The organism is Hydrogenophaga sp. PBL-H3 (genome assembly GCF_010104355.1).
Taxonomy (GTDB): domain Bacteria; phylum Pseudomonadota; class Gammaproteobacteria; order Burkholderiales; family Burkholderiaceae_C; genus Hydrogenophaga.
The window spans coordinates 2175463-2202245 of the sequence record NZ_CP044972.1 but is presented as its reverse complement, the minus strand read 5'-3'; the positions used below and the strand labels follow the sequence as shown (position 1 = coordinate 2202245).

The 26783-nt window shown below is 64.7% G+C and carries 27 protein-coding genes and 2 tRNA genes; 20 read left to right on the top strand and 9 right to left on the bottom strand.

Annotated features, from left to right (window positions below):
• Nucleotides 1–39 precede the first annotated feature (39 nt).
• The 9 genes from F9Z44_RS10265 (at nucleotide 40) to F9Z44_RS10225 (ending at nucleotide 6382) form a co-directional block, all read left to right on the top strand.
• Nucleotides 40–744, top strand: coding sequence for a glutathione binding-like protein (locus F9Z44_RS10265; protein WP_159605825.1), 705 nt, complete (start codon nucleotides 40–42; stop codon nucleotides 742–744).
• A gap of 57 nt (nucleotides 745–801) precedes the next feature.
• A tRNA-Pro gene (locus F9Z44_RS10260) sits at nucleotides 802–878 on the top strand.
• Between the two features lie 63 nt (nucleotides 879–941).
• Nucleotides 942–1018, top strand: a tRNA-Arg gene (locus F9Z44_RS10255).
• 129 nt (nucleotides 1019–1147) lie between these two features.
• Nucleotides 1148–1621, top strand: coding sequence for a flavodoxin domain-containing protein (locus F9Z44_RS10250; RefSeq protein WP_159605823.1), 474 nt, complete (start codon nucleotides 1148–1150; stop codon nucleotides 1619–1621).
• 134 nt (nucleotides 1622–1755) lie between these two features.
• Nucleotides 1756–2943, top strand: a complete 1188-nt coding sequence (locus F9Z44_RS10245) for an ABC transporter substrate-binding protein (protein WP_159605821.1) — start codon at nucleotides 1756–1758, stop codon at nucleotides 2941–2943.
• A gap of 112 nt (nucleotides 2944–3055) precedes the next feature.
• Complete coding sequence (locus F9Z44_RS10240; RefSeq protein ID WP_159605819.1) at nucleotides 3056–3919, top strand: branched-chain amino acid ABC transporter permease; 864 nt, start codon at nucleotides 3056–3058, stop codon at nucleotides 3917–3919.
• Nucleotides 3916–4908 (top strand): branched-chain amino acid ABC transporter permease, encoded by a 993-nt coding sequence (locus F9Z44_RS10235; protein ID WP_159605817.1) that lies wholly within the window; start codon nucleotides 3916–3918, stop codon nucleotides 4906–4908. The genes F9Z44_RS10240 and F9Z44_RS10235 overlap by 4 nt, the downstream gene beginning before the upstream one ends.
• Entirely contained in the window at nucleotides 4905–5666 is a 762-nt protein-coding gene (locus F9Z44_RS10230) for an ABC transporter ATP-binding protein (protein WP_159605815.1), read from the top strand. Before F9Z44_RS10235 ends, F9Z44_RS10230 begins: the two co-directional genes overlap by 4 nt.
• Nucleotides 5666–6382 (top strand): ABC transporter ATP-binding protein, encoded by a 717-nt coding sequence (locus F9Z44_RS10225; protein WP_159605813.1) that lies wholly within the window; start codon nucleotides 5666–5668, stop codon nucleotides 6380–6382. Before F9Z44_RS10230 ends, F9Z44_RS10225 begins: the two co-directional genes overlap by 1 nt.
• A gap of 6 nt (nucleotides 6383–6388) precedes the next feature.
• Here the strand turns inward: F9Z44_RS10225 and F9Z44_RS10220 are convergent, their stop codons facing one another.
• Complete coding sequence (locus tag F9Z44_RS10220) at nucleotides 6389–7171, bottom strand: IclR family transcriptional regulator domain-containing protein (protein WP_159605811.1); 783 nt, start codon at nucleotides 7169–7171, stop codon at nucleotides 6389–6391.
• Between the two features lie 138 nt (nucleotides 7172–7309).
• On the opposite strand from F9Z44_RS10220, the gene pobA reads away from it, so the two are divergent.
• Nucleotides 7310–8524 carry a 4-hydroxybenzoate 3-monooxygenase gene (gene pobA, locus F9Z44_RS10215; protein WP_159605808.1) on the top strand — a complete coding sequence of 405 codons (1215 nt, stop codon included), beginning with the start codon at nucleotides 7310–7312 and terminating at the stop codon, nucleotides 8522–8524.
• Nucleotides 8525–8625: 101 nt separating this feature from the next.
• Nucleotides 8626–9537 (top strand): CoA transferase, encoded by a 912-nt coding sequence (locus F9Z44_RS10210; protein ID WP_159605806.1) that lies wholly within the window; start codon nucleotides 8626–8628, stop codon nucleotides 9535–9537.
• Nucleotides 9538–9540: 3 nt separating this feature from the next.
• Here the strand turns inward: F9Z44_RS10210 and F9Z44_RS10205 are convergent, their stop codons facing one another.
• Both F9Z44_RS10205 and F9Z44_RS10200 read right to left on the bottom strand, forming a co-directional pair.
• Entirely contained in the window at nucleotides 9541–10137 is a 597-nt protein-coding gene (locus F9Z44_RS10205) for a zeta toxin family protein (RefSeq protein WP_159605804.1), read from the bottom strand.
• Nucleotides 10134–10478, bottom strand: a complete 345-nt coding sequence (locus tag F9Z44_RS10200) for a TA system antitoxin ParD family protein (RefSeq protein WP_159605802.1) — start codon at nucleotides 10476–10478, stop codon at nucleotides 10134–10136. Before F9Z44_RS10200 ends, F9Z44_RS10205 begins: the two co-directional genes overlap by 4 nt.
• Nucleotides 10479–10558: 80 nt before the next feature.
• Between F9Z44_RS10200 and F9Z44_RS10195 the strand changes: the two genes are divergently transcribed.
• Nucleotides 10559–11239 carry a cold shock and DUF1294 domain-containing protein gene (locus tag F9Z44_RS10195; RefSeq protein ID WP_159605800.1) on the top strand — a complete coding sequence of 227 codons (681 nt, stop codon included), beginning with the start codon at nucleotides 10559–10561 and terminating at the stop codon, nucleotides 11237–11239.
• Nucleotides 11240–11248: 9 nt separating this feature from the next.
• On the opposite strand, the gene F9Z44_RS10190 is transcribed toward F9Z44_RS10195, so the two are convergent.
• The 4 genes from F9Z44_RS10190 to F9Z44_RS10175 form a co-directional block, all read right to left on the bottom strand.
• On the bottom strand, nucleotides 11249–13585 hold the full coding sequence (locus F9Z44_RS10190; RefSeq protein WP_159605798.1) for a YgiQ family radical SAM protein: 2337 nt from the start codon (nucleotides 13583–13585) through the stop codon (nucleotides 11249–11251).
• Between the two features lie 65 nt (nucleotides 13586–13650).
• Nucleotides 13651–14127 carry a MarR family winged helix-turn-helix transcriptional regulator gene (locus F9Z44_RS10185; RefSeq protein ID WP_159605796.1) on the bottom strand — a complete coding sequence of 159 codons (477 nt, stop codon included), beginning with the start codon at nucleotides 14125–14127 and terminating at the stop codon, nucleotides 13651–13653.
• Entirely contained in the window at nucleotides 14117–14314 is a 198-nt protein-coding gene (locus F9Z44_RS10180) for a hypothetical protein (RefSeq protein WP_159605794.1), read from the bottom strand. The genes F9Z44_RS10185 and F9Z44_RS10180 overlap by 11 nt, the downstream gene beginning before the upstream one ends.
• Nucleotides 14311–15873 carry an FAD-dependent monooxygenase gene (locus F9Z44_RS10175; protein ID WP_236574319.1) on the bottom strand — a complete coding sequence of 521 codons (1563 nt, stop codon included), beginning with the start codon at nucleotides 15871–15873 and terminating at the stop codon, nucleotides 14311–14313. The genes F9Z44_RS10180 and F9Z44_RS10175 overlap by 4 nt, the downstream gene beginning before the upstream one ends.
• Before the next feature lie 124 nt (nucleotides 15874–15997).
• Between F9Z44_RS10175 and F9Z44_RS10170 the strand changes: the two genes are divergently transcribed.
• The 4 genes from F9Z44_RS10170 to F9Z44_RS10155 all read left to right on the top strand — a co-directional run bounded on the left by F9Z44_RS10170 (nucleotide 15998) and on the right by F9Z44_RS10155 (nucleotide 18869).
• Nucleotides 15998–16912: a crotonase/enoyl-CoA hydratase family protein gene (locus tag F9Z44_RS10170; protein ID WP_159605792.1), complete on the top strand. Its 915-nt coding sequence runs from the start codon at nucleotides 15998–16000 to the stop codon at nucleotides 16910–16912.
• Between the two features lie 102 nt (nucleotides 16913–17014).
• Nucleotides 17015–17578: a bactofilin family protein gene (locus tag F9Z44_RS10165; protein WP_159605791.1), complete on the top strand. Its 564-nt coding sequence runs from the start codon at nucleotides 17015–17017 to the stop codon at nucleotides 17576–17578.
• A gap of 107 nt (nucleotides 17579–17685) precedes the next feature.
• Nucleotides 17686–18321, top strand: a complete 636-nt coding sequence (locus F9Z44_RS10160) for an ABC transporter ATP-binding protein (protein WP_236574318.1) — start codon at nucleotides 17686–17688, stop codon at nucleotides 18319–18321.
• 143 nt (nucleotides 18322–18464) lie between these two features.
• Complete coding sequence (locus F9Z44_RS10155; protein ID WP_159605789.1) at nucleotides 18465–18869, top strand: hypothetical protein; 405 nt, start codon at nucleotides 18465–18467, stop codon at nucleotides 18867–18869.
• 35 nt (nucleotides 18870–18904) lie between these two features.
• Here the strand turns inward: F9Z44_RS10155 and F9Z44_RS10150 are convergent, their stop codons facing one another.
• Nucleotides 18905–19885: a LysR family transcriptional regulator gene (locus F9Z44_RS10150; protein WP_159605788.1), complete on the bottom strand. Its 981-nt coding sequence runs from the start codon at nucleotides 19883–19885 to the stop codon at nucleotides 18905–18907.
• A gap of 185 nt (nucleotides 19886–20070) precedes the next feature.
• On the opposite strand from F9Z44_RS10150, the gene F9Z44_RS10145 reads away from it, so the two are divergent.
• The gene (locus F9Z44_RS10145; RefSeq protein WP_159605787.1) at nucleotides 20071–21078 is read left to right on the top strand and encodes a catalase family peroxidase; all 1008 of its coding nucleotides are present in this window, start codon (nucleotides 20071–20073) and stop codon (nucleotides 21076–21078) included.
• Nucleotides 21079–21102: 24 nt separating this feature from the next.
• Here F9Z44_RS10145 and F9Z44_RS10140 read toward each other — a convergent pair whose 3' ends face one another.
• Entirely contained in the window at nucleotides 21103–22266 is a 1164-nt protein-coding gene (locus F9Z44_RS10140) for an acyl-CoA dehydrogenase family protein (RefSeq protein WP_159605786.1), read from the bottom strand.
• 98 nt (nucleotides 22267–22364) lie between these two features.
• On the opposite strand from F9Z44_RS10140, the gene F9Z44_RS10135 reads away from it, so the two are divergent.
• The 3 genes from F9Z44_RS10135 (at nucleotide 22365) to fabG (ending at nucleotide 26725) form a co-directional block, all read left to right on the top strand.
• Entirely contained in the window at nucleotides 22365–23570 is a 1206-nt protein-coding gene (locus F9Z44_RS10135; RefSeq protein WP_159605784.1) for an acetyl-CoA C-acetyltransferase, read from the top strand.
• Nucleotides 23571–23741: 171 nt separating this feature from the next.
• Nucleotides 23742–25916 (top strand): 3-hydroxyacyl-CoA dehydrogenase NAD-binding domain-containing protein, encoded by a 2175-nt coding sequence (locus F9Z44_RS10130; RefSeq protein WP_159605782.1) that lies wholly within the window; start codon nucleotides 23742–23744, stop codon nucleotides 25914–25916.
• 65 nt (nucleotides 25917–25981) lie between these two features.
• Nucleotides 25982–26725, top strand: a complete 744-nt coding sequence (gene fabG / locus F9Z44_RS10125) for a 3-oxoacyl-ACP reductase FabG (protein WP_159605780.1) — start codon at nucleotides 25982–25984, stop codon at nucleotides 26723–26725.
• Nucleotides 26726–26783: the final 58 nt, after the last annotated feature.

Below are 26783 nucleotides of genomic sequence, written 5' to 3'. Positions count from 1 at the left end.
CACTTGCGCGTGGCAAGCCCCCACAGAAAGGCCGATTTGATGATCAATGTCCACTCATGGCCCACTCCCAATGGCCACAAGGTCCACGTCATGCTCGAAGAGTGTGGATTGCGCCTGGGCCGCGACTGGCAAGTGCACGCCGTCAACATCGGCCAGGGCGACCAGTTCCAACCCGAGTTCCTGAAGATCAGCCCCAACAACAAGATCCCGGCGCTGGTCGATTCCGATGGCCCGGACGGCAAACCCATCAGCCTGTTCGAGTCGGGCGCCATCCTGCTTTACCTGGCGGCCAAGACCGGCAAGTTCTTGCCCAAGTCCGACCGGGCGAAGTTCAAGGTGTTGGAATGGCTGATGTTTCAAATGGGCGGCGTGGGCCCCATGTTGGGCCAGGCGCACCACTTCCGCATCTACGCGCCGGAGAAGATCGAGTACGCCATCAACCGCTATACCAACGAGGCCAGGCGTCTGTATGGCGTGATGAACAAGCAACTGGAAAGCCAGAAGTTCATCGCGGGCAACCAGTACACCATCGCCGACATTGCGATCTTCCCCTGGCTGCGCAGCTGGCAGAACCAAGGCATCGACTGGGCCGACTATCCCCATCTCAAGGCCTGGTTCGACAAAATTGCCGCACGTCCCGCCGTGCAACGCGGGGTGGCGGTGCTCGCCGATGCCCGCAAACCCCTCACCGACGACAAGTCTCGCGACATCCTGTTTGGCAAGACTCAGTACGAAAAGAGATGAAAGTGGTGCCTGCGCTCCAGAACCGGGCATTTCAGCAGGTACAATTCGCAGCTTAGTCGGAGCGTAGCGCAGCCTGGTAGCGCATCTGCTTTGGGAGCAGAGGGTCGCGAGTTCGAATCCCGCCGCTCCGACCATTCATCGAAAAAGAAAAAGGCCCACTCTGTGGGCCTTTCTTCTATGTGCTGCCGGTTATCTGTCTGCCCGTAGCTCAACCGGATAGAGCAGCTGCCTTCTAAGCAGCAGGTCGGGGGTTCGAGTCCCTCCGGGCAGGCCACCCCAGCTTTGACGCCCAACGCACCCAACACAGGCCGTCGGCCACACCACACTGCATTTCACCCTGCCCTGTCGGGGTTTTCCCGGGGTGGTCAGCGGAAAAACATGAAGTATATTGCGTGCACATCATATGAGCACGCCTTCAAAACTCCTCATCCTGGTCGGGACCATGACCAACACCGCCGAGTACGTGGCCCAAGCCATCGAGATGGATTGCGCGGATCTGGTCTCAAGCATTGAAGTTCGCTTGATGGACGGTCTGGGCATCCAGGTTTTTGAGGAAGATGCACTTTACGTCATCTGCACATCGACCTACGGCGCGGGTGACGTGCCCGACAACGCGCGCCATCTGTACGAATCCCTGGCCAGTGAACCCAAGTACCTGGGCTCGGTGCGCTATGGCGTGATTGCCCTGGGCGACAGCGTCTATCCCCAGACGTTCTGCAACGGCGGCTTGCGGTTTGACGAGCGCTTGGCGGATCTGGGCGCGGTTCGCATCGGTGAGGTATTTCGGCACGACGCCTCGGCCGGCACCGAGCCCGAGGTGGTTTGCACGGCGTGGGCTCGCGAGTGGCTCGCGTTTGCCCTGAATGCCACAACCTGACAGCCGCTCTGTCGATTGATATGTAAATAGTTCAAGCTTCAAGTACGGGTTATTCTGTATCGCCAATCGGCACCCTCGCCCCTACAGTGCCGCTACATCCCACCGCTTTCCGCCAACCCACCTGGAGATCCTCAATGACCACTCGCCGACTTGTCCTGACCCGCAGCGCTGCCGTGATCGGCGCCGCGTCCACCGGCCTGTTGCTGCCCGAATTCGCGCGCGCACAGTCGGACAAGGTCCGTGTGGGTTTCATGCTGCCCTACACCGGCACCTTCGCCCAGCTGGGCGTGGCGATCGAAAACGGCTTCCGCATGGCTCTGAACGAACAGGGCGGCAAGCTCGGCGGTCGTGAGGTGGAGTTCTTCAAGGTCGATGACGAATCCAACCCGGCCAAGGGCATCGAGAACGCCACCCGCCTGGTGCAGCGCGACAAGGTCGATGTGCTCGTAGGCACCGTGCACTCGGGTGTGCAGATGGGCATCCACAAGGTGGCGCGCGACAGCGGCGTGCTCAGCCTGATCCCCAACGCGGGCGTGCACGTGGCCACCCGCGCGCAGTGCGCACCCAACGTCTTCCGCACCTCGTTCACCAACTCCCAGCCCACGCTGGCGCTGGGCAAGGCCATGATGGAGCGCGGCCACAAGAAAGCCGTGTGGATCACCTGGAACTACGCGGCTGGCGACGAAGCCTTCGAAGGTTTCGAACAAAGCTACACGGCGGCCGGCGGCACCATTGTCAAGAAGCTGGGCCTGCCCTTCCCCAATGTGGAGTTCCAGGCGCTGCTCACCGAGATCGCCTCACTCAACCCCGATGCCGTGGCCTGCTTCTTCGCCGGTGGTGGCGCCGCCAAGTTCCTGCGCGACTTCGCAGCGGCTGGCCTGAACAAGAACATCCAGCTCTACGGCTCGGGCTTCCTGACCGAAGGTGTGCTGGATGCCGCCGGTGATGCGGCCAACGGCGTGCTGACCACCATGCACTACAGCGATTCGCTGGACACGCCGCGCAACAAGAAATTCCGCCTGGAGTACGCCAAGACCTTCAAGCTGCAGCCTGATGTGTACGCGGTGCAGGGTTACGACACCGGTTTGTTGCTCGTGAAGGGCGCCAATGCCGTGAAGGGCGATCTCAACAACAAGCCTGCCCTGTACGCGGCCATGAACGGCGCCGAGATCGACAGCCCGCGCGGCAAGTGGAAGATGAGCGCCGCGCACAACCCGATCCAGGACATGTACCTGCGCAAGGTCGAGAACAAGGAAAACAAGGTCATCGGCATTGCGCAGAAGGCCGTGGCCGACCCTGCCACTGGCTGCCGCATGGGCTGAAGTCAGTCGGGCCCGCGCCCCATGCGGGCTGGTCTCGCAGCAGGCCGGCGCCTCACGGGCGCTGGCCTGTTTTTTGCACGCTAAACAGATCTCTCGACCCACCTGCTCGCCCATGGATTTCGCCAACTTCCTCATCCAGCTGCTCAACAGCCTGCAATACGGCCTGTTGCTGTTCATGCTGGCCGCGGGCCTCACGCTGATCTTCGGGATCATGGGTGTGGTCAATCTGGCACACGGCAGCTTCTACATGCTGGGCGCCTATCTTGCGTGGTTCCTGGTCGGCCAGCTCGACAGCCTGGTGTTGGCCATCGCTCTGGGCACGGTGATTGCCGTGGCGCTGGGCTGGCTGCTGGAGTGGTCGCTGTTTCGGCACTTCTACCACCGCGACCACCTGGACCAGGTGCTGCTCACCTTTGGCCTGATCTACATCTTTGAAGAGGTGCGCTCCATCCTCTGGGGCGACGACGTGCACGCGGTGCAGGTGCCCGAGGTGCTGAACTGGTCGATCCCGTTGACGGACAACCTTTCGTACCCGGTGTACCGGCTGGTGATGTCGGGCGTGTGCATCGCGCTGGCGCTGGGTCTGTACCTGCTGATCTCCAAGACGCGCCTGGGCATGAAGATCCGCGCGGGAGCCTTCAACCGCGAGATGACCGAGTCGCTGGGCATCAACATCCGCCTTATCCACGGCGTGGTGTTTGCGCTGGGCGTGGCGCTCGCCGCCATCGCCGGCATGATCGCTTCGCCCATCGCCAGCGTCTACCCCGGCATGGGCAGCTCGGTGCTGATCATGTGTTTCGTGGTGGTGGTCATCGGCGGCATTGGCTCGGTGCGTGGTGCGTTGGTGGCCGCCTTGCTCGTGGGCCTGGTCGACACCTTCGGCAAGGTGCTGGTGCCGCAGATCGCCGGCATGGCTGTTTACATGCTCATGGCCGCCGTGCTGCTCTACAAGCCCGAAGGGCTGTTCAAACAATGAGCTCCCCCAAAGCCCAACTCGAAAAGCTGCCACGCAGCATCCAGGCCATCTTGCTGCTGGGCGCCATCGCGCTCGCCGCGTTTCCGCTGATGCCTTTGACCGGTGCCGACTTCTACCTGCAGATGCTCTCGCAGATGATGATCCTGGCGATCTTCGCCATGAGCCTGGATCTGCTGCAGGGCGTGAGCGGCCTGGTGTCGCTCGGCCACGCGGCCTACTTTGGCCTGGCCGGCTACGCGCTGGCCTTTCTCACACCGGCAGATGCGCCCATCAGCCTGTGGTGGGCACTGCCCGCCTCGGCCCTGGGCGCGGGCCTGGCGGCGCTCATCATCGGCTTCTTCGTGGTGCGCACCCACGGCATCTACTTCATCATGGTCACCATGGCGTTTGCGCAGATGGTGTTCTTCCTGTTCTTCGACAACAAGGCGCTCGGCGGGTCGGATGGCGTCTATGTGAACTTCCGGCCCGACGCCTCGCTGTTCGGCTGGGCCGGCATCAACCTGGAAAACAAGACCACGTTCTATTACTTCACGCTGCTGTTGCTGGTGCTGGTCTACGCCTTCCTGCGCCGCCTCTTGTTCTCACCGTTTGGCCGCGTGCTCGCGGGCATCCGGGTGAACGAGCACCGCATGCGCGCCGTCGGCTATGGCACCTTCGGCTACAAGCTCGCGGCCTTCACGCTCGCGGGTGCGTTGGCCGGTGTGGCGGGCTTTCTCTGGGCCGCTCAGACCGGCTATGTGAACCCCGAGCTGATGGGTTTTCACATGAGTGCGCACGCCATCATGATGGTCATCCTCGGCGGCATGGGCAACTTCGCCGGGGCCATCGTGGGCGCCTTTGCGTTCGAGTATGTGATGCACTTTTTCAAGGACCTCACCAAACACTGGCAGTTGCTCATGGGCAGCTTCATCGTGCTGGTGGTGGTGTTCGCGCCGCGTGGCCTGCTGGGTCTGGTGGGGCAGTTGTCGAAGAAGCGGGAGACTCCATGAACGAGCTCCTGCTGAGCGCCAGCAAGCTCACCAAGCGCTTCGGAGGACTGGCCGCCGTCAACGATGTGTCGGTGAACCTGCACCGGGGACGCATCCACGCGGTGATCGGCCCCAACGGCGCGGGCAAGTCCACCTTGACCAACCTGCTCTCGGGCGACCTGCCGCCCACCTCGGGCCGCATCACGCTCAACGGTGTCGAGACCGCCGGCAAGAGCCCTGAGAAAATTTCGCGCCTGGGCCTGGGCCGCAGCTACCAGAAGACCAACATCTTCCTGCCCTTCACCGTGTGGGACAACGTGCGGCTGGCCGCGCAATCGCGCGAGCGGCACGCGCCGTGGAACCCGCTGCGCTGGGTGTCTTCGGCCAGCGCCATGGGCGCGGTGAACCAGCGTTGCGAACGCGCGCTGGAACTCGCGGGCCTGGCTGCGCGCGCCAATGTGGTGGCCGGCACCACCAGCCACGGCGAGCAGCGCCAGCTGGAAATTGCGATGACCCTGGCCACCGAGCCCACCGTGCTGCTGCTCGACGAGCCCCTGGCCGGCATGGGCCAGGCCGAGGCCGAGAGCATGGTGGCGCTGCTGCTGCGTTTGAAGAAAGACCACGCCATGATGCTGGTGGAACACGACATGGACGCCGTGTTCACGCTGGCCGACCAGCTCACCGTGATGGTGAACGGCCAGGTGATCGCCAGTGGCACACCGGCCGAGGTGCGCGCTGATGCATCGGTGCAAGCGGCCTACCTGGGCGAGGAGCACTGATGAGCACACCGGCATTGATTGAGGCGAAGGGTCTCCACACCCACTACGGCGCCAGCCACATCCTGCGCGGCATCGACTTCACCGTGGGCCAGGGTCAGACGATTGGCCTGATGGGCCGCAACGGCATGGGCAAGTCCACGCTGCTCAAATCCATCATGGGCATCGTCAAGCCCAGCGGCGGCAAGGTGCATGTGAAGGGCCGCGAAATGACCGGCGCGCCCACCTTCGAGATTGCGCGTCTGGGCCTGGCCTACGTGCCCGAAGGCCGCGGCATCTTCGGCAACCTGAGCGTGCGCGAGAACCTGGTGATGTCGGCCCGAGCAGGTACCAAGGGCCAGCGTGACTGGACGTACGACCGCGTGCTGGAAACCTTTCCGCGCCTGGCCGAGCGCCTGAACCACGGCGGGCAGCAGCTCAGCGGCGGCGAACAGCAGATGCTCACGATCGGCCGCGCGCTCATGACCAACCCCGACCTGCTCATCCTCGACGAAGCCACCGAGGGATTGGCGCCTTTGATTGCGCGCGAGATCTGGCGCATCTGCGGCCTGATCCGCGAGAGCGGCATCAGCAGCATCATCGTGGACAAGAACTGGAAACACGTCACCCAGATCACCGACCGCAACGTGATCCTGGTCAAGGGTGAAGTGGTGTTCGAGGGCAGTTCGGACGAGCTGCTGTCCCAGCCCAGCCTGCTGGAACAGCACCTGGGCGTCTGATCGGGTTCAGAGCAAGGGCCGCAGTTCGCGCGCGGCGTCTTGCAGCAGCGGCAGCATGTCGCGCTGAAACTGCGGCGAATCCATGCGCTCGGCGGACGACACCACGTTCAGCGCAGCCACCGCCTTGCCTTGCATGTTGCGCAGCGGCACCGCGAGTGCGAACACACCCAGCTCGTGCTCTTCTCGCGCAATCGACACGTCCTGGCTGCGCACCTCGGCAATCAGGGCTTTGAACGCCTTGTGATCGACCGCGGTGTGTGGCGTCAGCCGGGGCAGCTCGCGCCCCTTGAGCCAGGTGGTGAATTCCGCGCGGGGCATGGCCGCGAGCAGCACACGGCCGGTGGACGTGGCGTGCGCAGGCAGCCGGGCGCCCAGGTGCAGCCCATAGGCCATGAGCCGCTGACCGCCGATGGACACGTTGCGCGCAATGATCACCACCTCGTCGCCATCGAGCACAGCCGCAGAAAACGAGTCTCTGGTGAGCGCGGCGAGGCGGTTCAGCGTGGGCTGCAGCAAGCGTGGCAGGCGGGCCGAAGCCAGGTAGCTCCCCGAGAACCGCAGCACCTTGGCCGAGAGCCAGTAGTGGCTGCCGTCGGTGTCCAGGTAGCCCAGGTGCGCCAGCGTGAGCAGGTGGCGGCGCGCCGCCGCGCGCGTGAGGCCGGCGCGCTCGGCCGCCTGGGTGGCGTTGAGCCGCTGGCGTTGCGTGTCGAAACTCTCCAGCACCGCCATGCCCTTGGCCATGCCTTCGATGAAATCCGCCTTGGCGATGGCGTGTTCGGGTGCGTTCATGGCCGGATTATGCGCCGGGCATTCCATATTGCGCGGTGATCGCACAAGCTGTCCGATCATCGCGCAAGCTCGGCAATGAGCGATTGTGCTGAAGGCGCGAGGTTTTTACGCTTGACGATTCCCATCAGGAGACAAGTCATGAGAACCCAGGTCGCCATCATCGGCGCCGGCCCGTCGGGCCTGCTGCTCGGCCAGTTGCTGCACAAGGCCGGCATCGACAACATCATCATCGAGCGCCAGAGCGGCGACTACGTCCTGGGCCGCATCCGCGCCGGCATCCTGGAACAGATCACGGTGGACTTGCTGGCCGAGGCCGGCGTGGGCGAACGCGTGAAAACCGACGGCACGGTGCACCACAGCATCGAGCTGGTGTTTTCCGGCAAACGCCACGCCATCGACGTGCACGGGCTCACCGGCGGCAAGGTGGTCACGGCCTATGGCCAGACCGAAGTGACGCGCGACCTGATGGACGCGCGCAGCGCCGCCGGCCTGCCCACCGTCTACAGCGCGGCCAACGTGACGGTGAACGACTTCGACACCGACCACCCGGTGGTGCGCTACGAGAAAGACGGCCAGACCCATGAAGTGACCTGTGACTTCATCGCCGGCTGCGACGGCTTTCACGGCGTGTGCCGCGCCAGCGTGCCCGAGGGCGCCATCACCGAGTACGAGAAGGTCTACCCGTTTGGCTGGCTTGGTGTACTGGCCGATGTGCCACCTGTGTCGACCCACGCCATCGTCTACGCCAACAGCGAACGCGGATTTGGCCTGTGCTCCATGCGCAGCCTCACGCGCAGCCGCTACTACGTGCAGTGCCCGATTGACGACAAGGTCGAGGCCTGGAGCGATGACCGTTTCTGGGACGAACTGCGCCGACGGCTGGACCCCGACATGGCCGAGCGCATGGTCACCGGCCCCAGCATCGAGAAAAGCATTGCGCCACTTCGCAGCTTCGTGGCCGAGCCCATGCGCTTCGGGCGTTTGTTCCTCGCGGGCGATGCGGCGCACATCGTGCCGCCCACCGGCGCCAAGGGCCTGAACCTGGCGGCCAGCGACGTGAAGTACCTCTCCAGCGCCTTCATCGACCACTACATCGAGAAATCCAGCGCCGGCATCGACAACTACTCGCAGCAGGCACTGGCCCGCGTGTGGCGCGCCGAGCGCTTCAGCTGGTGGCTCACCTCGCTCATGCACCAGTTCCCCGACACCGCGGGCTTCGGCCAGAAGGTGCAGGAGGCTGAGCTGGATTACCTGGTGAATTCCGAAGCGCTGTCGCGCTCGCTGGCCGAGAACTACGTCGGGTTACCACTGGACTTCGACGTCGGGTTACCACTGGACTTCGGGCGCCGCTGACATCGGGCGGCACCTTTGAAACGGGCGACACTGTCGCCCGTTTGCGTTTCAGCCGGCAGATGCGGCGGTACATTGCATCGACCTCATCCAACGCCCCACCCATGACCGCCACCACCCGCCCCGCCCCCACCCTCAAACCCTTGCGCGGCGTGCGAGTGCTCAGCCTGGCGCTCAACCTGCCGGGGCCGGCCGCGCTCATGCGCTTGAAGGCCATGGGCGCGACCTGCACCAAGGCCGAGCCACCCGCACCCAAAGGCGCGACACCGGGCGCACCGGGCGACCCCATGGGCCAGTACAACCCCAAGGCCTACGCCACGATGCACGATGGCATCAAGACCACCACCATCGACCTCAAGACCGACCGGGGCCAGGCCGCGCTGCACAAGGCTCTGGCGAGCTCCGATATGCTGCTCACTTCATTCCGCCCTTCGGCACTCACCAAGCTCAACTTGGGCTGGAAGGTTCTGCACAAACAATACCCGTCACTCAGCGTTGTCGCCATCGTGGGTGCGCCCGGCGTGCGCGCCGAAGAACCCGGTCACGACCTCACCTACCTGGCGGATGCCGGCCTGGTGCCCGGACTCGACTTGCCCGCCACCCTGTTTGCTGACATGGGCGGCGCGCTCATGGCCAGCGAGGCAGCGCTCAAGGCGGTGATGGTGCAAAAGTCCACCGGCAAGGGTGTGTTCCAGGAAGTTGCCTTGTCGGATGCGGCCAACTGGCTTGCCCTGCCCCGCAGCTGGGGCCTGACGATGCCCACTGGTGCGGTGGGTGGCGCGCACGCAGGCTACCGCGTGTACCCCTGCAAAGACGGCCGCGTGGCCGTGGCCGCGCTGGAGCCGCATTTCGCCGCAGCGCTGTGCACGGCGGCGGGCCTGCCGGTGAGCGACATGCGCACGCTGTTCAAACCCGAGACGCACGCAGAAATTGCCGCGTTCCTGAAGGGCATGACGCGCAAGCAGCTCGACCAGCTCTCGGTGGCAAAGGACATTCCGCTGCACACGCTGGCCTGAGCCTCAGTCGGCCAGCACGGCGGACGCCCAGTCCGGCAATTGGCCCGGCATCACCGCCGGCAAGCCCTGGCGGCAGCGGGCCACCAGCCGTGGCGGCTGAATGGCGGTGCCCGAGGTGTCGTAGAGCAAGGCCAGATCGGCCAGGCGCACGGCGTCTTTCAAATGCGCCAGGGTACGTGGGTAGCGCGCGAGGATGCGGTCAGGCGGCACGGCGTGGCCTCCTTCTCGCACCCGCTGAGCCACCCGGCGCACCAGTTGCTGAGCATCGTCCACGCACACCACGAGCAACACGGTACGAAAACCCGCTGCCCGGGCGTCCTTCATGAGCTGCAGCTTGGAGGGGTGGGAGAACACGGTTTCGCTCGCGAACGAAAGGCCGGTGGCCAGCAACATGGCGCGGCGTCGGTCGGCCCACTCGCGCGCCTGCTCCGAACGCGCCTTCGGATCTGCCACCTGCGCGAGCTCTGCCGCCTCAAACAGGTCGGCGTTGACAAACTCAATGTCGGCGGGAATCAGGCCCTCGGCCACCGCCGCACGGTACAGGGTGGACTTGCCCGCGCCGTTGGGCCCGGCGAGCAGGTAAAAAACCGGCGGCGTCACGCAGCGCGGCGGGCGGTGGGGGCCTTGCTGCGGTTGTCCTGCACGGTCTGGCGCACCGCCTGAGCCAGGCGGCCGCTCGATTCAGCGGCCAGAAAACGCGCCTCGATCGCATCGAGCGGATCGGCAGCCACGGCGTGCCGAGCGGCCGCGTCGTAACGGGCAATGGCCTCGCGCGCTTCCTGCACCGTGAGGCCGGTCTCTTCGGCAATGCGCCCGAGCGTGGCCCAGTACTCGATCTGCCCGGCCACCGAGCGCCGCTGTGGCTGCGCCGCCTCACGGGCTTGCTGAACCAGCCCGGCGGGCAACTTGACAGACGAAAATGCGGAACCGGTGGTGGGCATGAAAAGTCTCCTGTTTGGCGCATTTTGCGCCATTCTGGCGATGCTCACAAGCCACCCTCCTCGACCCATCACTCAACAACATGCAAAAACAAGGAACCGTGGTGCGCTGGGATCCAGCCAAGGCGTTCGGCTTTATCCGCAGCGAGCAAACCGCCGCCGACATCTTCTTCCACCTGCGGGATTTCAGCGGCCACCAGCCGCCCCGCGAAGGGCTGCCGGTCACGTTCCATGAAATCCATGTGGGTGGCAAGGGGCCGCGCGCCTTGTCGGTGGAGCCGTTGCGCAGCGAGGTGAAGGCGCCGTTAGAAACGCCCAAGCCCATCGTGCCACCCGAGGCCGAGTTGCTGCCCCGCAGGGCGCCCGCCAGGCGCTCCCCCCTGCCGCGCGAGAAACGCCGCGAAGAGCTGCCGCTGTGGATCGGCCTGGGCCTGATCGCCTTCTGGTTGCTGCTGTGGCTGGTGGGCATCGGCATGGGCCGTTTTCCGTGGGTGATCCTCACGGCGGTGGTGCTGATCAACCTGGGCACGTTCTACATGTACTGGCGGGACAAGGACGCCGCCATCAACGAAACCCAGCGCACACCCGAAGACCAGTTGCACATGCTGGCGCTGGCGGGGGGTTGGCCGGGCGCCTGGTTTGCGCAGCAGATCCTGCGCCACAAGACGAGCAAGCAGCCGTTCCGGCTTTACTACTGGTTCACCGTCGGCGCCAACACCACCGCATTGCTGGGCTGGATCGCCTGGCCCGCTTTCGCTGGCTGAGAACTGCCGTCAGCGAGGCTTGCGCTTGCCAGCACCCACCGGCGAACCCGGCCGCCCGGCACCGGTCACCCGCGGCGGCAGACCGGTGTGTTGCGTGAGCAGGCGGCCAGCCGCCGGTTGCACCGCTTTGCCCACCGGCGTGCTGTTCTTGCGGCGCGCGCTCTGGTAGCTGCCATCCGTCATGGGCTGGAAGGTGGGAATCAGGTGGTGCTTGCCGTTGCCGATCAAGTCCGCGCGGCCCATGGTCTTGAGCGCTTCGCGCAGCAGCGGCCAGTTGTTCGAATCGTGGTACCGCAGGAACGCCTTGTGCAGGCGGCGGCGCTTGTCGCCGCGCACGATATCCACCCGCTCGGCGCGCTGCGCGTCGCGGCTGATGCCCTTGAGCGGGTTCAGGTTGGTGTGGTACATGGCCGTGGCGGTGGCCATGGGGCTGGGGTAGAAGGTCTGCACCTGGTCGGCGCGAAAACCGTTTTTCTTCAGCCAGACCGCGAGATTCATCATGTCCTCGTCGCTCGTGCCCGGGTGGGCGGCGATGAAGTACGGGATGAGGTACTGCTTCTTGCCCGCCTCTTCGCTGAACTTCTCGAACAGCTGCTTGAACCTGTCGTAGCTGCCGATGCCCGGCTTCATCATCTTGGACAGCGGCCCGCCCTCGGTGTGCTCGGGCGCGATCTTGAGATAGCCGCCCACGTGGTGCTGCACCAGCTCCTTGACGTATTCGGGGCTCTTGATGGCGAGGTCGTAGCGCAGGCCGGAGCCGATCAGCACCTTCTTGATGCCGCGCAACTCGCGTGCCCGCTTGTAGATCTTGATCAGCGGGCCGTGGTCGGTGGTGAGGTTGGAGCAGATGCCGGGGTAGACGCAGCTGGGCTTGCGGCAGGCGGCTTCGATTTCGGGTGTCTTGCAGCCCAGGCGGTACATGTTGGCCGTGGGGCCACCGAGGTCGGACACCACGCCGGTGAAGCCTTCCACCTTGTCGCGGATGTCTTCCACCTCCTTGATGATCGATTCTTCAGAGCGGCTCTGGATGATGCGGCCCTCGTGCTCGGTGATCGAGCAAAAGGTGCAACCGCCGAAGCAGCCGCGCATGATGTTCACGCTGAAGCGGATCATTTCCCAGGCCGGGATCTTGGTCGCGCCGTCGTGCTTGCCGTGTTCGTCGGCGTAGGCCGGGTGCGGGCTGCGCGCGTACGGCAGGTCAAAGACAAAGTCCATCTCGGCCGTGGTCAGCGGGATCGGCGGCGGGTTGATCCACACGTCGCGCGCCGTGGCGCCTTCACCATGGGCCTGCACCAGCGCACGGGCGTTGCCAGGGTTGGTTTCCAGGTGCAGCACGCGGTTGGCATGGGCATACAGCACAGCGTCGCTTTTCACCTGCTCGTAGCTGGGCAGGCGGATCACCGAGCGGTCGCGTGCCGGTGGCTTGCGTTTGCTTTGCAGCGCGGGGTTGGGCACGAACTTCAGCGGCTGGATGGCAGGGTTGGCCGTTGCGGGCGCGGCACCGCCATCTTCCTTCGAACACGTCTCCCCCTGCGCCTGCGCCTGCTCGCTGGTGGTCAGGTAGGGGTTGATGTGGTCTTCCACGCGGCCCGGCATGTCGACCTCGGTGGAATCGATCTCGATCCAGCCTTCTGCCGTGGGATCGTGCGGGCGGCGCACGAAAGCGGTGCCGCGCACGTCGGTGATGTGTTCGATCGGCTCACGGGCCGCGATGCGGTGCGCCACCTCGACCAGCGCGCGCTCGGCGTTGCCGTACAGCAGCAGGTCGCACTTGCTGTCCACCACCACGCTGCGGCGCACCTTGTCGCTCCAGTAGTCGTAGTGCGCGATGCGGCGCAGGCTGCCTTCGATGCCACCGAGCACGATGGGCACGTCCTTGAAGGCTTCTCGGCAGCGCTGGCTGTAGACGATGGCCGCGCGGTCCGGCCGTTTGCCGCCCACGTCGCCGGGGGTGTAGGCGTCGTCACTGCGGATCTTGCGGTCCGCCGTGTAGCGGTTGATCATGGAGTCCATGTTCCCGGCGGTCACGCCCCAGAACAGGTTGGGCTTGCCCAGGGCCTTGAAGGCCTCGGCGCTCTGCCAGTCGGGCTGGGCAATGATGCCCACGCGAAAGCCCTGCGCCTCCAGCACGCGCCCGATCACCGCCATGCCGAAGCTGGGGTGGTCCACGTAGGCGTCCCCGGTCACCAGGATGATGTCGCAGCTGTCCCAGCCCAGCTTCTCCATTTCAGCGCGGCTCATCGGCAGCAGGGGCGCCACCCCGAACCGCTTGGCCCAATACGGGCGGTAGCTGGTAATCGGCTTGGCAGCGCGAGCGAAAAAGGAGACGTCGACGGGAGCGTTCATGGGGTGACACGGACCCGGAGCGCGGGTGGGTGGAAAACCCCTGATTTTACGGGCTGCCCCTGATTTCAGGGGGTCGAGGGGCTACTGCCCTCCTGCCGGTCGTGCGCATGGGCGATCAGGCGGTCGAACACTGCCTCAAGCTGGCGCTGCTCGGCGCTGGAGAGGCACCCGAAAATGTCGGCGTTGCGCTGCTCGATCAGTCGCATCACCCGCCTCCACAACGGCCGGCCGGTGCGCGTGAGTGTGAGCACGACGCCGCGAGCATCGGTTTCGCTGGCCGACTTCAACACCAGCGAGCGCTCCACCAGCATCTGCGCGGCCCGGCTGGCCTGGGCTTTGTCCAGGTTGGCGCGGGCCGCGAGGTCTTTCACCGACAGCGGTGCGAACTGGCCAATGGCGGCCAGGCACCGCGCCTCGCCCACGCCCAGCCCGAAGACGTTGGCGTAGGCGTCGCTGCTCTGGCGATCGGTGAGTTTGGCGAGCCGGTGCAGCCGGTAGGTCAGAAAATCCTGAAGCGCCGGCGGGGTGGTGTCAGCGGCCATTGCCGGCACCCGCTGCGCACTGGCGCTCGGCCTGTGCCATCAAGGGCGGCAGGTCGTCGGCCTGCTGCATGCGGCTGATCAGCGAGAGGCAGAGCATGGAGAGGAACAGCGGGGCCTTGTCTTCCCCCACGCGGGTGAGCGCTTCGCACAGGGCGCTGTAGCTGCGGTCCAGATCGGCTTCGTTCATGCGGACACTCCGGTGGTGGTCAGGGTTTGCAACAGAGGTGCCAGGTTGTGGCCTTGCCATCGGCCCATCACGTAACCGTCGGGCCGCACGAGCACCAGGGCCGTGTCGGTGGCCGAAGGCAAACCGTAGCGCTGCCAGGCCTGCACGTGAATGTCCATGGCGGGATCGATGTTCAGCAACTCAAGGCCTGACACGGCGGGCGCCGGCTGACCCGTGGGACCGAACGCGAGCACGAGAAAGTCGCGCCCGAAACGGCTGCTGAGGTGAAAGCTGCCCGGCCCGTCCTGCAACAAGGCCTCGGGCGCGGGTGCGCCGGGTGCCGCCTGCTCGCTGGTCCACACATCAACCTGCGCCGCATTGAGCGGTGATCCCACGTAGGTGATGGGCGTGGACTGGCGCGGGTTGATGAGCGAACGCACCTGTGCATCGCCCTCGGCCAGCCGCAGCGTCGCTTCGCGCATGAGCTGGTAAGCAAAGTTGGGCGGCGCCATGAACTCGGTGCTCTTGGCGCCATAGGCGATGTTCTCGCGCGTGGCGTGCACGCGCTCGGTGGAGTACGAATCGAGCAGCGTGTGCGGTGACTGGCCCCGCACCACCCGCGCCAGCTTCCAGGCCAGGTTGCCTGCGTCATCCAGCCCGGAGTTGAGTCCGCGCACACCGAAGATGGGCACCAGGTGCGCGGCGTCACCCGCGAACAGCACACGCCCGTGCCGGTAACTCGGCAAGGTGAGGCACTTGGCGTTGTAGATCGAGATCCACAGCGGCTCCCAAGGTTCGTTTTCGCCGATCATGCTCAGGTGGCTCTGCACACGCGGCAACACGTTCTCGGGCTTCACCGCCTCCAGCGGATCTTCGTCGTCGCGGATCTGATAGTCGATGCGCCACACATCGTCGGGCTGGCGGTGCATGAGGATGGTGGAGCCGGGGTTGGACGGCGGATCGAACCACGCCAGACGCTCCACCGCGCGCCGCGTCTTCTGCACCACGTCGACGATCACGTACTTGCCGTCGTACTGCGTGCCTTCGAGCTGCAGGCCCAGTTGCTCGCGCACCGTGCTGCGCCCACCGTCGCAGGCCACCAGCCAGTCGGCGTGCAGGGTCTGCGGGCCTTCGGGTGTGCTCACCTCCACCTCGACCCCGTCGACGTGAGGCTTCACCTCGGTCACTCGACTGGCCCATTGAACTTGTGAAGCACCTGCCGCCTGCGCAGACTGGTGCGCAAACTCTTCCACATAAAACTGCTGGATGTTGACCATGGGTGCAAAGCGCTGTGTGGGCTCGCTGGGCATCTGGAAGTGCAGCACTTCGGTCTGACGCCAGTAACTGCGCCCGCCCACCCAGCTCAGGCCCTTGGCCACCAGAGCCTTGTCGGCACCCACCCAGCCCAGGATCTCCTGCGATCGGCGCGACATGCAGATGGCGCGGCTGCCGCTGCAGTAGCTCTCGTCGGCCTCGATCACGAGGTTGGCAATGCCCTGGCGGCAGAGCAAGGCTGACAGGGTCAGACCGACGGGGCCGCCACCGGCAATCAACACGGGAACATGGGCAGGCAAGGTCATGGGAGGCTGTTTCGGTTTTGTTGCGTGCGCAACTGTATAGCCGATTGGTTGTGTGCGCAACCGTTTTCTCGAGCCACAGACAATGCCCTTGGTTATCATCAAAAAAACAACCCGGAGACACGACATGCCCACCTACACCACCCTGCGCATCGACAAAGACGCCCACCAGCCCCGCGTGGCGCGTCTGCTGCTCAACCGGCCCGAGCGCCTCAACGCCATCAACGACGCGATGCCACGCGAGATCCGCGCCGCGGTGGACTGGGCCAACGCCGACGACGAGGTGCACGTGATCGTGGTCGAGGGCGCCGGCAAGGGCTTCTGCGGTGGCTATGACCTCTCGCAATTCGGCGAAGGCGAAATCGACCATCCCTGCCAGCAGGAGCGCGCGCCCTGGGATCCGATGGTCGACTACGCCTACATGAAGCGCAACACCGAAGACTTCATGAGCCTGTGGCGCAGCCCCAAGCCGACCATCGCCAAGGTGCACGGCGCAGCGGTGGCCGGTGGCAGCGACATCGCGCTGTGCTGCGACCTGCTGGTGATGGCCGATGACGCACGCATCGGCTACATGCCCACCCGTGTGTGGGGCTGCCCCACCACCGCCATGTGGACCTACCGGCTGGGTGCCCTGCGGGCAAAGGAAATGATGTTCACCGGCAACGTGATCGACGGTCGCACTGCGGCCGCCTGGGGCCTGGCCAACGAGGCCGTGCCATGGGACCGGCTGGAAGCCGTGACGATGGCGTTGGCCGAACGCATCGCCGGCGTGCCGCGCTCGCACCTGGCCATGCACAAGATGGTGGTCAACCAGGTCATGCTCGCGATGGGCCTGGAGCAGACCCAGATGATGGCCACGGTGTTCGACGGCATCACGCGGCACAACCCTGAAGGTGTGTGGTTCCGCCGCCATGCGCAGGAGGCCGGGTTCAAGGACGCGGTGCAATGGCGCGACAGCGGCAAACCGATTCCGGAGGGGGACGAAGCACGCGCGCTGATCCGCGAGATGGAAAATCGCAAGCGCTCATCCGCGGAAAAATGAAACCGCATGTACGGTTCATCTCGTTACCCCTCTTACGGAACCCACCTGAATGTAAGCCACGCCACACTTAGCATCAGTGCTTCACTTTTTGAAGGAGCTGGCATGGCACTGCACTTTGGCAAACGCGACATCGATCAACCCAAACCCTTGAACACCGGCATGGCGACACCGCGCTACGGACAAGCCACCAGTGGTTCTGTCGCGCAGCCCCAGGCCCAGACCGCCGCCCCATCTCAGGCCACGACCGATGCGGACCTGACACCCAGCACCACCACCAGCGCAGCAAGTTCTATCCCCGAAGGCGGCAGCAAACTCACCGTCGGCCCGAACATCAAGCTCAAAGGCGTGGAGATCACCGACTGCGACACGCTGGTGGTCGAAGGCATGGTCGAGGCCACCATGGACTCACGGGTGATCCAGATCGCCCAGCAAGGTGAGTTCAAGGGCTCTGCCGAGATCGACATTGCTGAAATCCGCGGCGTATTCGATGGCAACCTCACCGTGCGCAACAAGCTGGTGATCTATTCCACCGGCAAGGTGACCGGGCGCATCCGCTACGGCAAGGTGGTGATCGAGGAAGGCGGCCAGCTCTCCGGCGACATCGAATGCTCGGTGAGCGCCGGCAACAAGGCCACCAGCAAGCACGCGATGGCCCTGGCAGCCTGATTTTTTGCACTGGCGGGGCGGCGGGATCGGGTGACCCGCTCGCCTGAGCCGTCGCACGCATGGGGCGGCGCTATGCTTGGCGCCCGAAGAGCATCGGGCACCCAGCCGTGACACCACCCCCACACACCCACATTCTTGACGTCAAAAGCCTGCATTTCGGCTGGCCGGACATCCCGCTGTTTCAAGACCTGAACCTGCAAGTTCCCGCTGGCGTCTCGGCGGTGCATGGCGAGGAAAGCAGTGGCAAGACAACCCTGCTGATGTTGCTCGCGGGTGAGCTGCGCGCCCACAGCGGGAACTTCGTGCTGCGCAACACCGACTTGAACACGCACGCTGATGCCTACAGGGCCCAGGTCTTCCGCACCGAGCCACGCAGCGATGCGCTCGATGCGACCAGCGCGCAGGTGTGGTTCGCCACACTCACATCGCGCTACCCCAGCTTCGACCTGGACACCGCGCTGGAGCTCGCACGTGGCTTTGCGCTGGATCCCCACATCGACAAGCCGATGTACATGCTGTCGGCTGGCAGCAAACGCAAGGTCTGGCTGAGCGCAGCCTTTGCGGCAGGTACCGCCCTCACGCTGATCGACGAGCCTTTCGCGGCACTGGATCTGACATCCATCCGCTTTCTCAACGCGCTACTGCACGAAGCCTCGCGGCACACCGATCGTGCCTGGGTGCTGGCCGACCACTCACCTCCCGACGGGATCAGGCTGGGGACCCAACTGTTGCTCGGCACGTAGTTGGCTACCGCCCCTCTTGATGGTGCGCGATTGATTTTCGCTATTCAGTTTCACGAAAGTGCCATCGCCATCTGCGAAATGGACGCCTGCCCTGCTCGCTTCTAAATTCCTTCCATCGGCAACGCAGTCAATGGAGGATGCACATGGCAAACAAAGGTCCAATGCACGGCGCTCAACGCCTTATCGCACAGCCATCGTTCTCGCATTTTGATCAGATGCACGGGCCGGCAAGACCCGGCAACAGCACCTTCAACACCGGCTTTCGCGAATGGCTTCGAAAGATCACGTCAAGTGAACACAGCCCGACGCAGGTGGCGTGTGAACACATCAGGCTCGAACAACTCAAGAAGCTGCTGGGAAGCATGCTCGGCACACACATCGTCAGCATGTCACATCGGGACCTTCGGCTCTACCTGAAGATCATTTCAGCCTCTCACCTCGCCACCATTCACGACTTGCGTTTCGAATGCTTCGACCTGATGTGCCGAAAGATCAGCGAACCGGTTGCCGTGCAAAAACTGCGTGAAATGGACGCACTGTTGAATTGAAGCCGGCGGGCGCAAGCCACGGGTTCAAAGAGGTCTCAAGACGCGCCGGAAGTCATCGAGGCGTCGGCGACTGGCACATCTTCCTCCGACACCAGGGAGAGAAACTCGCGCAACTGCAAACGCAACCACCGGTGCGGCTTGCTGTTGTGCGTGCGCTGATGCCAGATCATGTTGACGGGCATGGTCGGCCAGTCGAAGTCGGTGGGCAGCGGAATGCACCGGATCTTCGGGTTGCTGCGCACCAGTTGCCGAGCCTGTTGCTGGCTGGTGGTCACGAGCCTGTCGGTGCGACCCAGCAACTCCGAACACAGGTGCCATGAGTTCACGATGGTCGTTCGCCGGGGCGTGAACCCGCGGGCTTCAAGCTCCAGGTCGATGGGGCTGCGGCGCCCACCGTGGCGCTTGAGAAAAGTGATCAGCAGGTGTTCCTCGGACTGGTACTGCTCCAGCGTGAGGGTGTCGAGGATGCGAGGATGGTCGACGTTGATGCAGCAGTGCGTGATCTGGAAATGCTTGACAGTTTCCACGTACAGATCGCGCGCATCGACAGGTGGCTCGTAGTGGCTGCAGACGACGTCGACATCACCACCGCGCAAGGCGTCGACGTCCTGAGGTCCGTTGGCTGGCGCATGAATGTCCAGACTCAGGCTGGGCGCCTTGCGAAGGATGCTGCGGTACAACTCGGCCAGTTCGGTTTCGCCGAAAGCGTCGTAGCACGACATGATGATGTGGGCATCGCATTGCAACGGGTCAAACGCCCAGGCGCTGTTGCTCACGTCCTTCCACAAACCGACCATCTGCTGAAAGACAGCAAATGCGCCGTCGGCATAGGGTGTCAGCTGGTATCGGTTCTTCTCGCGCACGCACAAGTCGTCGTTGAGCACATGGCGCAAGCGGGTGAGCGCCTGGCTGGCGGCCGAGGGCGTGATGTTCATGCGCGCGGCAGCTTCGGTCAGGCTCTGGCTCTCGATGAGCTCACAAAACAGCGCCAGTTGTTTGATGTCGACGTTTTTCACCTTCCACCCTCCCCAAGACAAAAAGCTGACGAATCATACTTTTTAACTACAAATATTGAATGGGGAGGAACGAATCAGGGCCGAAATATTTCGATGCCGGGTGTAAGGACGGCCCAGAAGTGCCGACTACCGCACAGGTGGTTGCAAGGTGCACCACCAAAGTCACCACCGAAAGGCACTCCACGATGAAACCCCTGCTTCTTGCCGCCGCCGTATCTGCCGCCCTGGGCAGCTCACTCCTGACGCCCACCGCCTTTGCCCAGCCCTCTCTGGCGGAATCCCAGGTCAATGCGCTGGAAGGCCTGGCCGGCCCGCAACCGGGCTCGCGGCGCTCGGGCGCCAAGGGCATCTGCGCGAGCGGCCATTTCATCGGCAGCGCTGCCGGCCGCGAGCTCTCGCGCGCCTCGGTGTTCAAGGGCGACAAAATTCCTGTGGTGGCCCGCTTCTCGGTCGGTGGCGGCAGCCCCAAGGCGAGCGACAAGGGCAAGACGGTGCGTGGCTTGGCGCTGCAGTTTCAGCTGCCCGGTGGTGAGCAATGGCAAATGGCCAACATCTCGGCACCGGTGTTCTTCGTGAGCAAGCCCGAGCAGTTCGCGCCGTTTGTGCAGGCCCGCACCGCAGACCCGGCCACCGGCAAGGCCGACCCCGAGAAGATCAAGGCCTTCAGCACCGCCAACCCGGACACCACGCGCCAGGGCGCGTACCTCGCGCAAGCGCCGGTGCCTGCGAGCTACGGCGCTGTGAATTTCTGGGGTGTGAACGCGTTCGAGTTTGAAACCACACCAGGCAAGAGCCGCTTCGCGCGCTGGCAGTTTGCGCCCGAGGCCGGCGTGCTCGGACTCACCGAAGACCAGTTGAAGACCATGGGCGACGAGTTCCTGGCCGGCGAGCTGCGCGAGCGTGTGGGCAAAGCCCCCGTGTCGTTCGACTTCCGCCTGCAGCTCGCCGAAGCCGGCGACAACCTGACCGACCCGACACTGACCTGGCCAGAGGCGCGCACCGTGGTCTCGGCTGGCAAGCTGGTGATCGACAAAGTGAGCGAGGGCATGGGCGGCGCCTGCGACACCATGACCTTCAACCCGCTGGTGCTGCCCGCCGGCATCAAGCCCTCGGCCGACCCGGTGCTCAATGCGCGCGCCGCGCCCTACGCCATCTCGCTCGGCCGCCGGCTGACGGAAGCGGCGAAGAAGTAAGCCGGCGCGCGGGTGGGCGGGCCGTCAGCGCCCGCCCAGTCCCATGCCGCGCGAGATCACTTCTTTCATGATCTCGTTGGTGCCGCCGTAAATGCGCTGCACGCGTGCGTCGGCGTAGGCGCGGGTGATGGGGTATTCCCACATGTAGCCATACCCGCCATGCAGCTGCAGGCACTCGTCCATCACTTTGCACTGCAGGTCGGAGCACCAGTACTTGGCCATGCTGGCGGTGGCCGTGTCGAGCTGGTCCACGCTGACCAGCTCGCAGCACTTGTCGACGAACACGCGCGCCACCTGCACCTCGGTCTGCAGCTCCGCGAGTTTGTAGCGTGTGTTCTGGAACGCGGCCACCGGTTGGCCGAACACCTTGCGATCTTTCGTGTATTGCACCGTCCAGTCGATCGCAGCCTGCGCCGCCGCCACCGCCCCGATGGCAATCTGCAGCCGCTCCCAGGGCAGTTGCTCCATCAGGCAGACAAAGCCGCGGTTTTCGTGCGCGGCACCACCCAGCAGGTTTTCCGCCGGCACCTTCACGTTGTCGAAGAAAAGTTCGGAGGTGTCCTGTGCCTTCATGCCCAGTTTCTTCAGCCGCTTGCCTTTCTCGAAGCCCGGCATGCCGCGCTCCACCAGCAGCAGGCTGGTGCCCTTGGCACCTGCGCTCGGATCGGTCTTGGCGACCACGATCACGAGGTCGGCGTGCCAGCCGTTGGTGATGAAGGTCTTGCTGCCGTTGAGCAGGTAGCTGCCATCAGCTTGCTTGATGGCGGTGGACTTCACGCCCTGGAGGTCGCTGCCGGCAGCGGGCTCGCTCATGGCGATGGCTCCCACCATCTCACCAGTCGCCAGCTTGGGCAGGTACTTCTGCTTCTGCGCCTCGGTGCCGTAGTGCAGGATGTACGGTGCCACGATCTCGCTGTGCAGGCCGAAACCGATGCCGCTGAAACCAGTGCGCGCGATCTCCTCCATCTGCACCACCGAATACAGCTTGTCGGCTTCGGAGCCACCATACGCCTCGGGCAGCGTCATGCACAGAAAACCGTTGTCGCCGGCCTTGCTCCACACCGCCCGGTCCACATAACCTTGCTCCTCCCAGGCCTCGTGGTGCGGGGCGATTTCTTTCTCGACGAACTTGCGAAAACTGTCGCGAAAGGCTTCGTGGTCGGCGTTGAACAGGGTGCGTTCGATCATGGTGTCACCTATCAGACTGGAGGACGGAATTTGACAAAGCAAGTGCTTGGCAAAAGTCTATACTGAGTCGCGGCATCCGCATTCCCCCAGGAGACACCATGAGCGAAGCATTCGTATTCGATGCCGTGCGCACGCCGCGCGGCAAGGGCAAGAAAGACGGCAGCCTGCACGAGGTCAAGCCGATCGACCTGCTCGCCGGCGTGTTGACCCAACTGCAGCTGCGCAACGGCTTCGATACTGGCGCAGTGGACGACGTGGTGATGGGCGTGGTCTCGCCCATCGGCGAGCAGGGCTCGGTGATTGCCAAGGTGGCCGCGCTCAAGGCCGGCTGGGACTGGCGCTGCTCGGGCGTGCAACTCAACCGCTTCTGTGCCTCGGGCCTGGAGGCGGTGAACATGGCGGCCATGAAGGTGAAGAGCGGCTGGGAAGACCTGGTGGTGGCCGGCGGCGTGGAAAGCATGAGCCGCGTGCCGATCGGTTCGGATGGCGGCGCCTGGGCGCAGGACCCGCAGACCAACAGCGACACGCTGTTCGTGCCTCAGGGCATCGGCGCGGACTTGATCGCCACGCTCGAAGGATTCAGCCGCGACGATGTGGACGCCTTCGCGCTCGAATCCCAGAAGCGCGCCGCGGCCGCGCGCGCGGCGGGCTACTTCAAGGGCTCGGTCGTGCCGGTGACCGACTTCCTGGGCCAGACCATCCTGATTGAGGACGAGTTCATCAAGCCCCACACCACGATGGAGGGCCTGGCCGCGCTCAAGCCCGCGTTCGAGCAGCTCGGCGGCATGGGGTTTGATGCCGTGGCGCTGCAGCGCTACCCGCAGGTCGAGCACATCCACCATGTGCACCACGCGGGCAACTCCTCGGGCATCGTCGATGGCGCCACCGCGGTGCTGATCGGCAGCGAGGCCGCCGGCAAGACGCACGGCCTCACGCCGCGCGCGCGCATCGTCGCGGTGGCGCTCTCGGGCGCCGACCCCACCATCATGCTCACCGGCCCGATGCCGGCGGCGCGCAAAGCGCTGGTCAAGGCTGGCCTCACCATCGACCAGATCGACCTGTTCGAAGTGAACGAAGCCTTTGCCGCCGTGCCCATGAAGTTCATGAAGGAGCTGGGCGTGCCGCATGAGAAGGTGAACGTGAACGGTGGCGCCATAGCCCTGGGCCACCCGCTGGGCGCCACCGGCGCCATGATCCTGGGCACGCTGGTCGACGAACTGCACCGCCGCCAGCTGCGCTATGGACTGGCCACGCTGTGCGTGGGCGGCGGCATGGGGATAGCGACCATTGTCGAAAGGGTCTGAAGACCGGATCCACCCATTGCACCGTTCGCCCTGAGCCTGTCCTTCGACAAGCTCAGGATGATCGGAACACCAACTCCGTTCGGGCTGAGCCTGTCGAAGCCCTCTAGCGATGCACCGCGCAAGCCCTTCGACAGGCTCAGGGCGAAAGGTGATTCCAGATACTCCGACAGCATGAAAACCATCCGCTACGAACTGCACGACGGCATCGCCACCCTCACCTTCGACGAGCCCGGCTCGCCGGTGAACACCATGTGCGCCGACTGGCAGCGCGACCTGACCACCGCCACCGGCCTCGTGGTGCGTGACAAGAGCTTGATCAAGGGCATCATCCTCGCGTCGGCCAAGAGCACCTTCTTCGCTGGCGCCGACCTCAAGAGCACGATGCGCCTGACACCGGCCGACGCGCCCCGCGTCTTTGCCGAGATCGAGCAGACCAAGAAGAACTTCCGCACGCTGGAGACCCTGGGCGTGCCGGTGGTGAGCTGCATCAACGGCGCGGCACTCGGCGGTGGCTGGGAAGTGGCGCTGGTGGGCCACCACCGCGTGGCCGCGGACGACCCCCGGATCCAGCTTGGCCTGCCCGAGATCACGCTGGGCCTGATCCCCGGCGCCACCGGCATCACCAAGATGACGCGCCTGCTGGGTCTGATGGGCGCGCAGCCTTTCATCCTGGAGAGCAAGCTGTTCAACCCGCGTGAAGCGCTCGAACTCGGTCTGGTGCAAGAACTGGTGCCGGCCAACGGAGCCGACCTGGCGGCTTCACTGCGCACCGCGGCACTTCTGTGGATCACGGCCAACCCCAAGGCCCAGCACCCCTGGGACGCCAAGGACTACAAGATTCCGGGCGGCACACCGGCCAATCCCAAGATCGCCGGCATGCTGACCGTGGCGCCGGCCATGCTCAAACAAAAGACGCGTGGCCTGTACCCCGCACCCGAAGCGGCACTGGCGGCCATGGCCGAAGGCGCGATGGTGGACTACGAAACGGCCACACGCATCGAAAGCCGTTACCTGGCCAAGCTCATCGTGAGTCCGGTGGCCCGGAACATGATCAACACCTTCTTTTTCAACATGAACGCGATCAAGAGCGGGCAGTCGCGTCCCGGCGCATCAGCAGGCACAGCACGCACCGAGAAGTACAAGCCCAGGAAGGTCGGCATCCTGGGCGCCGGCATGATGGGCGCGGGCATCGCCTACACCCAGGCCAGCCGCGGTATCGACACCGTGCTCGAAGACGTGAGCCTGGAAAATGCCCAGCGAGGCAAGCTGTACAGCGCGCGCCTCACACAAACCCGGGTCGACCAGGGTCGCATGACCCTGCAGGAGCAGCAGTCGCTGCTCGAACGGATCAGGCCCACCGCCTACCCCGCCGACCTGCGGGGCTGCGACATCATCATCGAGGCCGTGTTCGAGAACCGCGAACTCAAGGCCACCGTCACGCACGAGGCCGAACCCATGCTGGCCGAGGGTGGATTCTTTGCCAGCAACACCTCGACCCTGCCGATCTCGGGCCTGGCCCAGGCCAGCAACAACCCGGCCAAGTTCATCGGTATCCACTTCTTCAGCCCGGTGGACAAGATGAGGCTGGTGGAGATCATCCGCGGCAAGGAAACGGACGACGAGACGGTGGCGCGCGCCTACGACTACGTGCAGGCGCTGGGCAAGCTGCCCATCGTGGTGAACGACTCGCGCGGGTTCTACACCAGCCGCACCTTTGGCGCCTTCGTGATGGAGGGTGCGGCCATGCTGGGCGAAGGCATTCCCGCGCCGGTGATTGAAAACGCGTCCATGCAGGCCGGCATGCCGGTGGGGCCCCTGGCCGTGCTGGACGAGACCGCGCTGTCACTCTCGGTCCACGTCCTGGACCAGACCCGCGCCGACCTGGCCGCCGAAGGCAAGACGTACGCCGCCACACCGGGTGAGTTGCTGGTCGAGCGCATGGTCAAGGAACTCAACCGCGCGGGCCGCGCAGCCGGTGGCGGCTTCTACGACTACCCGGCCGGGCAGAAGAAGACGCTCTGGCCGGAACTCAAGCCCCTGTTCGAAAAGCCCGGGCACGCCTGGGATCTGCAGGAAGTGAAAGACCGCCTGCTCTACCGCCAGGCCGTGGAGACCGCACGCTGCCTGGCCGAGGGCGTGCTCACCTCCGTGCACGACGGCAACATCGGCTCCGTCTTCGGGATTGGCTTTCCGGCCTGGACCGGTGGCGCGCTGCAGTTCATCTACGGCATGGGCATCGACGCTTTCGAGCAGCGCTGCGCCGGGCTGGCTGCCCGCCATGGCGCGGGCTTCGCGCTCGACGAGGCCACTGCGCGTGCCATCCGCCATCACCAACCCGTGTACTGATCTCCCCCCCACCCACCGGCGGCGCACCCGCCGGTTTTTTTTCGACCCATTCCCGAACCCACAACATGAAACGTCTCGACGGAAAAATCAGCCTCATCACCGGCGCTGCACAGGGCATCGGCCTGGCCACCGCCATCAAATTCGCCCAGGAAGGCGCCGTGGTCATCGTTTGCGACGTGAAGCAGGCAGCGGTGGATGCCGCCGTGCTGCAATGCGAATCGATCGGCGCCCAGGCCGTGGGCTTCGTGATGGATGTGACCCAGCGCGAGATGGTGGATGCTGTGGTGGCACGCGTGATGGAGCGCTTCGGCCGCATCGACGTGCTGGTGAACAATGCCGGCATCACGCAGGACGCACGCCTGCAGAAGATGACACTGGAGCAGTTCGACCGCGTGATCGACGTGAACCTGCGTGGCGTGTTTCATTGCGCACAGGCCGTGACCGAGCACATGGCGGCGCAAGGCAGTGGCGTGATCCTCAACGCCTCGTCGGTGGTGGGTATCTACGGCAACTTCGGCCAGACCAACTACGCGGCAAGCAAGTTCGGCGTGATCGGTTTCACCAAGACCTGGAGCCGCGAACTCGGCCCCAAGGGCATCCGCGTCAACGCGGTGGCGCCCGGCTTCATCGCCACACCCATCCTCAGCACGATTCCCGAGAAGGTCATCACGGAGATGGAGCACCGCGTGCCGTTGCGCCGCCTTGGCCAGCCTGAAGAGATCGCCAACGTGTACGCGTTTCTTGCCAGTGACGAGGCAAGCTACATCAACGGCGCCGTGATCGAGGTGTCCGGCGGCATGTCGGTGTGAGCGGTTTCACAGTGGGTGGCATGGGGCCCGTGTCGAAGTCGACGGCACCGGGTATATC